General features: G+C 38.1%; 10 protein-coding genes. 2 read left to right on the top strand and 8 right to left on the bottom strand.

Annotated elements, in window-relative coordinates; translation table 11 throughout:
- Positions 1–9: 9 nt before the first annotated feature.
- The 5 genes from DS742_RS25610 to DS742_RS25630 all read right to left on the bottom strand — a co-directional run bounded on the left by DS742_RS25610 (position 10) and on the right by DS742_RS25630 (position 4,750).
- Positions 10–1,380, bottom strand: a complete 1,371-nt coding sequence (locus tag DS742_RS25610; protein ID WP_117419764.1) for a GldG family protein — start codon at positions 1,378–1,380, stop codon at positions 10–12.
- 10 nt (positions 1,381–1,390) lie between these two features.
- A complete protein-coding gene (locus tag DS742_RS25615) occupies positions 1,391–2,257 on the bottom strand; it encodes an ABC transporter permease subunit (protein WP_117419765.1) in 867 nt (288 codons plus the stop codon).
- Positions 2,257–3,309 carry an ABC transporter ATP-binding protein gene (locus DS742_RS25620; protein WP_117419766.1) on the bottom strand — a complete coding sequence of 351 codons (1,053 nt, stop codon included), beginning with the start codon at positions 3,307–3,309 and terminating at the stop codon, positions 2,257–2,259. Before DS742_RS25620 ends, DS742_RS25615 begins: the two co-directional genes overlap by 1 nt.
- A gap of 183 nt (positions 3,310–3,492) precedes the next feature.
- A complete protein-coding gene (locus DS742_RS25625) occupies positions 3,493–4,353 on the bottom strand; it encodes a DNA glycosylase (RefSeq protein WP_117419767.1) in 861 nt (286 codons plus the stop codon).
- A complete protein-coding gene (locus tag DS742_RS25630; RefSeq protein WP_117419768.1) occupies positions 4,340–4,750 on the bottom strand; it encodes a MerR family transcriptional regulator in 411 nt (136 codons plus the stop codon). The genes DS742_RS25625 and DS742_RS25630 overlap by 14 nt, the downstream gene beginning before the upstream one ends.
- 125 nt (positions 4,751–4,875) lie before the next feature.
- Here DS742_RS25630 and DS742_RS25635 point away from each other — a divergent pair, with 125 nt between their 5' ends.
- Both DS742_RS25635 and DS742_RS25640 read left to right on the top strand, forming a co-directional pair.
- On the top strand, positions 4,876–5,727 hold the full coding sequence (locus tag DS742_RS25635; RefSeq protein ID WP_117419769.1) for an aldo/keto reductase: 852 nt from the start codon (positions 4,876–4,878) through the stop codon (positions 5,725–5,727).
- Positions 5,728–5,756: 29 nt separating this feature from the next.
- A complete protein-coding gene (locus DS742_RS25640) occupies positions 5,757–6,941 on the top strand; it encodes an iron-containing alcohol dehydrogenase (RefSeq protein ID WP_117419770.1) in 1,185 nt (394 codons plus the stop codon).
- Between the two features lie 300 nt (positions 6,942–7,241).
- Here the strand turns inward: DS742_RS25640 and DS742_RS25645 are convergent, their stop codons facing one another.
- The 3 genes from DS742_RS25645 to DS742_RS25655 form a co-directional block, all read right to left on the bottom strand.
- Positions 7,242–8,885 (bottom strand): ABC transporter ATP-binding protein, encoded by a 1,644-nt coding sequence (locus tag DS742_RS25645; RefSeq protein ID WP_117419771.1) that lies wholly within the window; start codon positions 8,883–8,885, stop codon positions 7,242–7,244.
- Positions 8,886–8,979: 94 nt separating this feature from the next.
- Positions 8,980–10,332 (bottom strand): PqqD family peptide modification chaperone, encoded by a 1,353-nt coding sequence (locus DS742_RS25650; RefSeq protein WP_147325880.1) that lies wholly within the window; start codon positions 10,330–10,332, stop codon positions 8,980–8,982.
- A 321-nt stretch (positions 10,333–10,653) separates the two neighbouring features.
- A partial coding sequence (locus DS742_RS25655) for a MutS-related protein (protein WP_437126224.1) occupies positions 10,654–11,757 on the bottom strand: 1,104 nt, incomplete at its 5' end.

Genomic DNA, 11,757 nt, shown 5'->3' on the forward strand with positions numbered 1-11,757 from the left:
TGCCTCCTTCTACAGACGCCTGCGCTTTAACCAGATCATGAGTCCGCAGCAAAGAGCTGCCGCAGGAATGACTAAAATAAACAGGATTCCCCACATGCCGCCATGTGTCACCGTATTGTAGGTCACTTCAAGACTCTTAGAAGGAATGGAAACATTGGCAACATCCTCAAAATTGGAGGTTACTGCATTCATAAACAGGGTTAAATTGCTTAAATTGGTGAAGCTGGTATTTAAGCTTTCATCAATGAGTGAAGGAGTGGAAAAAACGGTCAGCCGGGCAGAACCCGTATCCAGCTTCTTTTCTGAAACAGCTCCCAGGATGTATGTGCCTTTCTTCTGGGCGTCCGGAGTAACAAGCATTCCTCCGTCACTGGTCTGCATAAACGGGGTTACACTAATTCCCTCAGGGAGATTTTGAATCTGGGTCAATGCGCCTGACTGTAGAACCAGTGCCGTGCTCTTTATATCCACACCGTTTGTCACTTCACTTCCGGACTCAATGGTTGGGAAAATGTAGTAAGGATTATTCTGATAAAAGTTCTTGGTATCTGCAGCCATTCCATTTTCTAAGTTAAGGCCATATGCACTGATAACAGAAGTCAGGTTCGGACGCTCTTTCTCAGAATATCCGGCAAATATTAATACGTGTCCCCCTTTGTCCAAATAATCAGAAACCATTGTTTTTTCATCATTTGCAAGATCAGAAGCCGGTGCATTTATAAGAAGAAGCTCACAATCCTCAGGAATCTTTCCATCTTTTAAGAGGTTAATGCTAGTAACTGTTAAATTGGATTTGCCCAGCATATCAGTTACGGTTTTTCCAAATTCAGCCTCTCCGTGTCCCTCTGTGACATAGATGGTTTTGGATACATCACTGGTCACATGGGAAATGGCTCCTGTCAGCTGGCCCTCACCGTCAAACTCGGTTTCTTTTGCCTGCCCGTAATAGTAATAAGAGGATTCATCCATTTTAATAATATCGTTAAATGGAATGGACTGAGTTTTATTTGTAGCCTCACAGCTTACAAGCAGAGTGCTGTCCGTAGCATTCAGTTTTTTAACCTGTTCCGGGTGAAGTACGGAATCCACCGTCTCTACTTTGATATGGCCGGATAAATCCCCGTAACGTTTTACAAAGCTTGTGATCCTTTTATCCACGTTTGCCGGGTCTCCCACCACGTAGATCGTCACATCCTTATCAAGTGCTTTTAACAGGTCACTGGTGGTCCCTCCCAGGGTGTAGATCTGGCTGCTGCTCATATCCCATTGCCGCACCTTTTCCGGAAGACGTCCCACAATCATATTCAGTATAATAACAGCAGCAATCACAATCACGGAAAGAATTGCCGTATAGCCGCCTTTTTTTAATTTTCTGGTCATTTCCATCCTCCTAACTCCATCTGCGTTTCTCTATGGACTGCACAGTCAAGAATACCAACAGGAATATAATGCTGATATAGGAAACCAGACCGCCTGCATCAAAGATATAATGGTTAGCAAAGTTCTGGAACACGCCGGTGATTGCAATCTTCTCCATAACACTGGTCAGCGCCCGGTCAAACAGACCTTTTTTGATTAAGTATAGTCCAGCCATAACAATGATTCCAACTGCCTCCAAAATCACCGCAAGCCCGTTGTGGCTGGTGATACGGTTGACAATTAATACGGCAAAAGACCAGAGAAGGAAAAACCCAATCAGTGACCCCAGCGCGGTTGTAGGTAAAAATCCCACAAGATTGGGCCACAAAATCAGCAGCAGAATGATTCCAAAGGTGCCTACTGCCGCGATGATCTGGCTCTCTGTCAGGGAAGAAATAAACATTCCTATGGCAATATAAACACATCCCAGTAAGAAAAATGCCAGAATTGCCGCATAATCCGCTTTTAAATGGGCAGTTCCGTTCATCTTGATGATCAGCGGACAAAGGCAGGATAACAAAACAGGGACTGCGAATACGGTGACCATGGACAGATATTTTCCTGCGACTATTTTTCCTACGGAAACCGGAGATGTTAACAGCAGCTGATCCGTCTTTGTCTTTCTGTCATCTGCAAAGCTTCTCATGGTAAGAACGGGGATGCCGATCATGATAATTGTCACCATTCCCGATAAGGTATAGGAAAAATATGGATACCCGCTCATCATGTTGTACGCCATGAAGTAGATACCGATGAACAGCACCATAAAGGCAATGAAAACATATCCGGTCATGGACTGGAAGTAAGATTTCAGCTCTCTTCTATAAATAGCAGCCATTATAATTCCTCCTCTCCATCTTTCTCAGTATTTTCTGTATCTGTGTTTTCCGTTTCCATATCTGTATAAACTTCTTCCTGGGTTTCCATCCCCATATCTGCGGACTCGGCATCTGCAGTCAGTTCTAAGAATACCTCTTCCAAGGATGCCCTATTTACATGCATGGAAAGAATCGGGAGTCTGTTGTCTGCAAACGCAAAGAAGATAATTTCCCGGATATCCGCTCCGTCTTCCCCTGTACCGGCCATACGGAATGTTACTTTTTTTACAAGCGCTTCGCCGCTCTCCTTAATGCTCACGTCTGCTGTCTGGGGGATGGTGTCAAGAATCTCACGGATTTCTTCCTCTTCTCCTTTTACCAGCAGCTCCATTCCGGAAGCATCTGCCATCTGGCGCTCTAAGTTTTCCGGTGTATCACTGGCAATCAGGCGTCCCCGGTCTATAATCAGCACATGGTCACAGACTGCACTGACTTCGGAAAGAATGTGAGAGCTTAAAATAACGGTATGCTTTTGTCCCAGTTCCCTAATGGTATCACGAATCTCAATGATCTGCTTTGGATCAAGTCCCACAGTGGGTTCATCTAAAATAATCACAGGCGGAAATCCCAGAACTGCCTGGGCAAGCCCTACTCTCTGTCTGTAGCCCTTGGAGAGGTTTCGGATCAGGCGTCCGCTTACATCTGTAAGCTTCGCCAGGCTCATCACCTTAAGGACTTCCTCTTCCCTGTCCTTTTTTGGTATTTTCTTTAGCTCTGCTGCAAAATCAAGCTGTTCCTTCACCGTCATATCCACATAAAGGGGCGGAAGCTCCGGCAGATAACCGATACACCTTTTGGCTTCCTCCGGATCCTCTAAAATGTTATGGCCATTAATCCACACATCCCCTTCGGTAGCACCTATGTAACCGGTTATAATATTCATTGTGGTGGACTTTCCTGCTCCATTGGGTCCCAGGAAACCATAAATCCTGCCATCCTCAATGGTAAAGTTTAAATGATCCACAGCCAGATGCCCGCCGTAATCTTTTACCAGGTTTTTGACTTCAATCAACTCTCTCTCCTCCTGTTCTTTTTCACATAATCGTGTCCTTACTTAGGGTAAAAGGGAATTGTGAAAATTGTGTGATTTAACTTTGTTTATTGTGTGATAAAAGTATGAATTATTTCGACAGGAGAAAAGACAGGAACAGCCTGGGACATCCTGCGCCCCAGACTGCCAATTACAATGAAATGATTATTCAGCCGCTAACCGGTTGATTTTATGGTAAAACATATATTGCTGCAAAATACCTGCACAGCCCTCATACCTCTTAAGCGGAAAACCCTCCGGATAATATGTTGTAAGGATCTGCTTCACATGGGTATCCACAGGGAACGCTCCCACATGGTGGAGTCCAAAAAGGCAGACACAGTCCGCCACCTTCTTTCCGATTCCCAGCTGCTTAAGCAGCATGGCATGAGCACATTCATAATCCGCTTCCTTTAAACCGGCAAGCCACTTCTTTCCCTCCGGCCCGCTGCAGCTCTCCGCAATGGAAAGAATATACTTATCCCGGTATCCCAGCCCCAGGCCAGAAAGACCGCTAAGACCAGCCGACGCAATGGATTCCGGTGAAGGAAACGTCATATAGCTTTTCCAAACCTCTTCCCACCTTCCGTCAGAAGACAGCACCAGGCCTTTTCCCGTCTTCTCCATTCCGAATCTCTGGCATAGTTCTTTTACACTGCCCTTAATCCGGGGGATATTATTATTCTGGGATATGATAAATGTGACCAGCATCTCCCATAAATCCTGGCGTAAAATTCTCACTCCCCAGCCGCACCTGATGGCCTCCCTAAGGTAAGAATCCTCCGATGGCACCCGTTTTTTATATCCGGCATAATCCTCTTCCAGATCAAAATAATGAGACCATATCGTTTGAAATTCTCCCTCTTCACAGGAAAAAAGAAATTCTTCCTCTTCCCTCACTGCTTCTATGTACCCGGCCCCGGCCGTGACAGACCAGACACCCTGTTCCAGCTCTTTCATGCGGAAGCATTGCCCGGACTTCGCAATCTGCCCCAGATCCATATCAGTAATCTTAATCCGGTACATGACTTACTTCTCCATTCTCACTGCTTACAGCTAAATATTTCTCATACTGGTCAGTAAAATACTTAATCTTATGGTCCACCTTGCATAAGTATTTCTGCATTCCGGCGATCTGGTCCTCCACATCCTTTTTATGGGCTTCCAGCATGGAGCAGCGTTCTTTCAACGTCTCTTTTCCCTGTAAGCTCAGCTCCACAAATTCCCGGATCTGTCTGATGGCCATTCCAGTGTTTTTCAGACAGCAGATTAAAGAAAGCCACTCTAAGTCCTCCTCCGAATAACGGCGGATTCCGCTTTCACTCCTGTCAACGAATGGAAGAAGCCCTTCCCGTTCATAATACCGGAGAACGTGGGGCTTTAAGTTTGTCTTTTCTGATACCTGTTTTATCGTATAATTCATATTTATCCTGTTCCGGCAGATTTTCCAATCTGTCTCTTGACTTAAAGTTAACGTTAAGGTTTACAATACTAACTATACAATAGTTTGGTCCCGTGATCAAGCAAAATCAATAAGGAGGTACCTGAATGAAATCTTTATCAGACAGTTTTATACTGGCTAACGGTGTCAAAATTCCCTGCATTGGCTTTGGCACCTGGAAGGCACAAAATGGTGAAATAGCAGTCAACTCAGTGAAACAGGCATTGAAGACAGGCTATCGTCACATCGATACTGCGGCACTATATTACAATGAGGAAAGCGTTGGAATCGGAATAAAGGAAAGCGGCATTCCAAGAGAAGATATCTTTGTAACCAGCAAGCTTCAAAACGGAGAACATGGATATCAGGAAACACTAAATGCCTTTGAGGTAACCATGAAAAACTTAAATCTGGATTACTTAGACCTATACTTAATCCACTGGCCCAATCCCATTAAGACCAGATCCAACTGGCAGGAGGCTAACGCAGGCACCTGGAAAGCATTTGAAGAGCTTTATGAGGCAGGACGCATCCGTTCCATCGGTGTCAGCAATTTCCGCCGCCATCACTTAGAAGAGCTTAAGAAAACAGCAAAAATTGCTCCAATGGTAAACCAGATCAGGCTTTGCCCGGGAGAAACCCAGGATGAACTGGTTTCTTACTTAAGGGAACAGAATATACTGGCAGAAGCCTACAGCCCCCTTGGTTCCGGCAAAATCTTCGAAGTTCCGGAAATGATTGCGCTGTCAGAGAAATACGGAAAATCCATTGCACAGATCTGTATCAGATGGAGCTTACAGATGGGCTTTCTTCCTTTACCCAAGTCCGTTACAAAGGAGCGTATTGAGGAAAATGCCCATGTGTTTGATTTTGAGCTTACAGCCGAAGATGTATCCATCATAGCCGGCTTAGATGGATGCTGCGGTTATTCCACCAATCCGGACACCACAGATTTTTAAAATAATGTATAGAAGAGAGGGGTATTACCATGTTAAATTTTAATTTTCACATTCCCACACGCATCTGTTTTGGAAAAGACTCCCATAAGGAAATCGGAAGTCTTCTGGCTCCTTATGCCAAAAAGGTCCTTTTGCATTACAGCGGAGACAGAATCAAAAAGAACGGACTGTATGATACTGTCGTTCAGTCTTTAAAGGAAAAAGGAATTGAGTTTGCAGAACTGGGAGGGGTTGTACCCAATCCCCGCCTGTCACTGGTTTATGAAGGCATAAAAATATGCAAAGACCAGGGCGTTGACCTGATTCTGGCAGTTGGCGGCGGCAGTGTCATTGACTCTGCAAAAGCCATCGCCATTGGAGTCTGCTATGAAGGTGATGTTTGGGATGTTTATGAACAGGGAAAGGCAATCACTGCTGCACTTCCGGTTGCTACGATTTTAACCATTCCGGCTGCCGGCAGCGAATCCAGCAACAGTACAGTCATTACCAATGAAGAAAAGCAGATGAAGCTGGGATATGGAAGCGATCTGGTCCGTCCGGTCTTAAGCGTTATGAATCCGGAATTTTTCTTCACTCTTCCGAAGAACCAGATTGCCAACGGTGTAGCAGACATGATGAGCCATATATTCGAGCGTTATTTCACAAATACCCTGCATACGGATTTAACAGATGGTCTCTGCGAAACCACTCTGAAATCAATTATGAAACACGCACTTCTGGTTTCCCATGATCCGAAAAACTACGATGCCTGGTGCCAGGTGGGGCTGGGCGGCACCATTGCCCACAACGATTTACTGGGACTGGGCCGGAGACAGGACTGGGCATGCCATGGTATGGAGCATGAGCTGAGTGCCATCTACGATGTGGCTCACGGTGCCGGACTGGCAGTTCTCACTCCCGCCTGGATGAAATACGTGTATAAAACAAATATTAACATGTTTGTACAGTTTGCTGTTAATGTCATGGGTGTGGAAGGAAGCTTCCGGGATCCTGATGCCATTGTTCTGGAAGGAATCAATCGTCTGTCCCAGTTCTTTGTAAAAATGGGGCTTCCCACAACTCTAGAGGAACTGGGAATCGACAGCACCAATTTAGAGCTGATGGCTAAAAAATCAACCGGAGAAGCCTACGGCGTGGAACACCCGTTAGGCGGGTTGAAAAAGCTGTATTGGCAGGATGTTCTGGAAATTTATAAAATGGCTTCAAAAGCATAAAATAATTGGAGACCGGGAGAATTAAAAAATTCTCCCGGTTCGATATGTAGCACGACCATAAACGAATAAAAACTTGGAATCGCATTCAGAAGACTGATTTTTTACTATCGACATAGTAAAGCTCAGTTATTATAACGAAATTCAATATAGTATCGTAAACATTTTGTTGAAGCAAATCTGCTTTCCCGGTGTAGCGAGCCTTAATACTCAGACAAAATTTATTATTCTATCAGTTATTCTGAAATCTTTGTTACACTTCGTTCCGTACTGAAAACTTATATTGAAATAACTCTAACTAATTTACAAAGCATCTAAATCTATTACTCTGTTACAAATATGTAGTATTTGTGGACGATGAGTTATTATAATTGCCGTTTTATTATTAAGTAATTCCTCCATTTTACTACATACCTTCTTCTCACTTTCATTATCCATAAATGATGTAGGTTCATCAAGAATATACATTTGCTTCGGGGATGAAAACAATCTAATTAAAGATATTTTTTGCAGTTCACCTCCTGATATATTCATACTTTTTTCATTAATATAAGTTTCCCAACCATTACTAAATTTACTAATATTAAGTTCAAAAGATTTTATCATTTCATCCTTTATGTCAATAAATTCATTCTCCACACCAAATCTTAATATATCTTTTAGTTTCCCGCTTACTAGATAATTACTTTGCAATACATAACCTATTTGTCTCCTTAAATATTCCAAGTCATATTTCTTTAAATCTACTCCATCAATCGTAATAATACCTTGCTCTGGTACGCATAAACCTGCTAATAGTTTAATAATAGTTGTTTTTCCGCTTCCATTTTTTCCAATTATTCCTATAATTTCTCCGGAATTAATTTTAAGATTAAAATCCTTAAAAACATAATCTGGATTTAGTTGATACTTAAATGATATTGCTCTTAATTCTAATGATCCTTGAATATCTGTAACTGGATAATAGTTACCACCATAAATTATATTTTCATTTTTCAGTATGTCTAATATTTTTGAAATACTGGGAGAAATATTTTTTATTGAAACAAATGTATTACATATACTACTAATTGGTGAATATAATCTTTGAGCATATAATAAGAAAGTTAAAACTATTCCTATGGTTAGATGTCCTCTAAAATACTCTATTGATCCAACAAAAAGTACAATTAACATTGATATTATTACGTATAGATTTGAAACTCCTAATGATAATGATACTATATTTGTATTTTTTATATTATTATCTTTTATATTATCAATGCTAACTTTATACTTATCTATAAATGGTACAACTAATCCGATGATTTGGATATTTTGAATATTGTTTAATATTTCATTAAGAAGAGAAGAATTATCTCCTAAAGATTTTCGTAAAATCAGCATATTATTTTTTATAAAAATTCCTAATTTACGTTGTATTGCGACAAATATAAAAGCTATAAGAATGAGAAGTCCACCAATTTTTATATTAAGATAAATCAAGAAGATACTCATACCAATAATAACAAAAATATTAACTATAGCATCACATAATTTAGTGGTCAGTAACGATTCTATTCTAGAAATATCACTCTCAACTACAGACATCACATCTCCGATTTTATGATTATTCCAAAATGCTAAATTAGTATCCATAATTTTACGAAAAACTATAATTTTTATATAAATTAATATGTCTTGTGATAACTTAAAAAAACTCAATCTTTCTAAATATTGGAAAATTGTCATCATTATTCCAATGATCAAAAATATACTAATATATACAATAGTGGAATGGTAATCTCCCACCATTACTCCCTTGTCCATTACCAGACTAACCAGACCCGGGAAAATGACTGATGTTATAGTATAACCAAGCATAAATATAAAACATTTAATATAACGAAAAATATATTTTTTGAAGGAAAAGTTTAATTCTCTCTTTAAACCAATTAGTTCTGTCAAAATATCAACTCCAAGCTTTTTTCACTTATATATTTTTATATTTTACTTTCTCACATTACGCATTATCACTAATACATATTTTATTTATTAGCTATCATATTCCGAACTTAGCCTTAATTTTTTTATCTATTTGTTCTGTATACCATCTACACTCTTCTTTAAACTCCTTAGCACTTAACACACCCCTTAAAATACACCCATGACAAAAATATTTATTTTTACATTCTCTACATGATTCGGAATCATAGCTAGGTGCTTTTATTTGACTAAAACCATGTACAAAGTCTTTATTATCACCGTATAATGTTTTGAGATTTGTTATTAGGACATTTCCGATCCCACTATTAAAATAATTTCCAGTATCCATTGCGCATATTTTTGTATTCCCATCACAGGCAATTACAATGTGTGAACTTATGGCGCCACAGTTAGTTCTATTAGTGCGAGAATCATCTATGTAAGAAATTAGTCCTGGATATTTTTTATCAGTTTTATTTATTATATCGACAAACTCTGGATTTTCGTCGTCAGCAAACAATAAGTCAGAATCACGTTCTTTTGCACGTCCAAGTGCCATCACTAGCCCTAGTCCCCACTGTTTTATGCCAAGTTGGTGTATCCATTCAGATATCTTCTCCAATTCACCTAAATTTTTTCGCGTGACCATAGTTGCAATTCTCATCGGAACTTCATTAGCAGCTAAAATTTCAATATTTTTTGAAATAATATTCAAAGTATTTTTTTTCTTTGTAAACCATTCTAAATATTTATCGTCAAAGCTTTGGAAATCAATTTGTACATATATTCTTTTTTTATTTTCTATTATTAAATCTATGGTTTCCGGAAGTAGCAAAACACCATTTGTCAGCATGGATATTCTATTAAAATCAAGTGATAAAGCATACCTAATAATTTTGTTAAGATCTGGATGCATAGTAATTTCTCCTCCAGTCAATTCTATAACCACTACGCCCATTTCGTTTAATTCACTCAATAATTTATATACTTTATCAAGAGGCATAATTACATTATCTTCGCCAAATGATCCATAACAATGTATACATTTTAGATTACAAGCATTAGTAAGTTCTATGGTTGCAACTCGTGGATAATTATTGTTATTATATTTAACTTCAATTTTTCTGCTTGTTTTATCACCCTCTAAAATTTCTAATTTATATTTGTCCTTTATTTTTGTAAAAAATGGTTCTATCTTTTTCTCTATAGAAGAATTTTCCTCACCATACTTCTTTGATAAGTATTCAATAATTTCTTTATATGTTCTAGTCCCATCAATCAACAGTAAAATTTCTGCTCCAATTTGATTAATCATATACTTACCATTGCCAAATTTGCTATCAATCCCTTTAACTTTTAAAAGGACCATATTATCCGGTTGGTATTCTATTTCTACATTTTGGTTAAAATATAAGTATTTATTTCTCATATTTTCCTTCACGGCATACAATAATTTGTCGTTTTCTCCCTTCTTTTAGTCTAACAATTTTAACTTATAATAGATGCTTACCTACTCAGGTTCTATTTTATATTTACTAAGTATCCATTAATAAGTCACGTACTAAATCAATTTTGTAATTCTTTTAATCTGTTCCCGAAACTGCAAACGAGTGTTCAATTGCTTGTGGTGTTAACAAACATACGATACAAGCTGCACAAGCTAAACATTCCCAACCATTAACAATAATAGGTGTTTCCATATTATATCCTCCTTTTAAAATGTATATAAAACCCTAATAGGTAAGCACACTTAAATAATCTTGTTTTCACTTTGGAGTAATTTCACTGCTTCTTGTGTTATCTCTTCCGGAAATTCCATGTACTCTAATAATTTTATAGCATTACGTGAAATAGCGGGGCCTTGATGAATCTTATATTCAAATAATATTTTTTTATCACTTATATGTTCCGAAAAATGAAAGTTTTCATAATAATTTTCTAACATTTCCGTTAATTCTATATCATGAGTAGCAACTACTGTAATACAATTTTTTCCATATAAATATTTCAATACTGCAACTGATGCAGCAATTCGCTCTTCGGTATTTGTCCCCCGTAAAATTTCGTCGATAATACAGAAAACTAATTTCTTTTCATTCAATGCGCGAATGATTCTTCTTATATATTTAATTTCTTTTATATAGTAACTTTCTGCTGTCGAAACTTCATCACGAACAGCCATTGATGTAATTATTGCAGAATAGGGTATTATAAACTTTTTGGCAAGACATGTATAAATGTTTTGTGCTAATAATGCATTGATTGCCAAAGCTTTTATAAATGTAGATTTACCAGAGGCATTGGATCCTGTAATAATACATCCTTTTTTTAATAATATGGAATTATAAATTGGATTTTCCACTAAAGGATGATAAATATCCTCTGCTGTAATATTATTACTTTTACTAAATATCGGTGTACAATAAAATGGAAGTGTTTTTCTAAATGAAGCAACTGAAATTGCTGAATCTATTTCACCAATTACTGTATATAATGCCATTAATTCTTTCTGATATCCTATTAATTGGCAAATTATTTTATCATATTGAATTATATCCCATAAAGTAATACCAAAAGTCATTGATTCTAATAATGTCATAGCATCACCAGATATATTAGATGAAGATCTATGCTGTAATTTACTAATCTTAATTAATAGTGGACGAAATTTATCTAAGTTGTAACCTAAATCTTTAAAAATATTATTGTATTTAAGAACTGGTTGATCTACAATTCGTTTAGATGCAATCAAAATTTTAAGTACACTACTAAGCATATTAAGATAAGTTTCATATTTACTTTTTTGAAAAGAATAAATAACAATATTAATTAAAGCTACAAAGAATGGAAACAA

Origin of the sequence: Lacrimispora amygdalina (genome assembly GCF_003432035.1) — a bacterium.
In the GTDB taxonomy this organism is placed as follows: Bacteria; Bacillota; Clostridia; order Lachnospirales; family Lachnospiraceae; genus Lacrimispora; species Lacrimispora amygdalina.

Bases quoted from the DNA above. Each gene is read 5' to 3' on its own strand.
- DS742_RS25625 (WP_117419767.1), bottom strand. From the start codon at position 4,353: ATGTACCGGATTAAGATTACTGATATGGATCTGGGGCAGATTGCGAAG.
- DS742_RS25640 (WP_117419770.1), top strand. From the start codon at position 5,757: ATGTTAAATTTTAATTTTCACATTCCCACACGCATCTGTTTTGGAAAA.
- DS742_RS25615 (WP_117419765.1), bottom strand. From the start codon at position 2,257: ATGGCTGCTATTTATAGAAGAGAGCTGAAATCTTACTTCCAGTCCATG.
- DS742_RS25610 (WP_117419764.1), bottom strand. From the start codon at position 1,380: ATGACCAGAAAATTAAAAAAAGGCGGCTATACGGCAATTCTTTCCGTG.
- DS742_RS25650 (WP_147325880.1), bottom strand. From the start codon at position 10,332: ATGAGAAATAAATACTTATATTTTAACCAAAATGTAGAAATAGAATAC.
- DS742_RS25630 (WP_117419768.1), bottom strand. From the start codon at position 4,750: ATGAATTATACGATAAAACAGGTATCAGAAAAGACAAACTTAAAGCCC.
- DS742_RS25635 (WP_117419769.1), top strand. From the start codon at position 4,876: ATGAAATCTTTATCAGACAGTTTTATACTGGCTAACGGTGTCAAAATT.